General features: G+C 64.7%; 1 pseudogene. It reads right to left on the reverse strand.

The window, feature by feature from the left end:
• Nucleotides 1–252 (reverse strand): annotated as a pseudogene (locus B3797_RS00055) (carbohydrate diacid regulon transcriptional regulator CdaR); the annotation flags it as partial.

Below are 252 nucleotides of genomic sequence, written 5' to 3' on the forward strand. Positions count from 1 at the left end.
CTCGCCAGCGGACGCGCCAGCTCATTCGCCTGCCAGCCGCCGCGCAGGCTGTCGAGCAGCACCGGCAGCATTAAATCCTGATAGAAATAGCTGCGCAGCTCCGGCATACGCTGCTTGCCGACCATCATGGTGGTGCGCGCGGTGCGGTAAGAGCGCGCAATGCTGCCCGGCCCGGTGAAATAGTTGCCGAGAGCGATGCGCATCCGCACCTGCCCGCTCTCTTTCATACGCTGCAGCAGCTGTTCGACGCGC

It is taken from the genome of Pantoea sp. UBA5923, assembly GCF_002431095.1.
Classification (GTDB): domain Bacteria; phylum Pseudomonadota; class Gammaproteobacteria; order Enterobacterales; family Enterobacteriaceae; genus Pantoea; species Pantoea piersonii.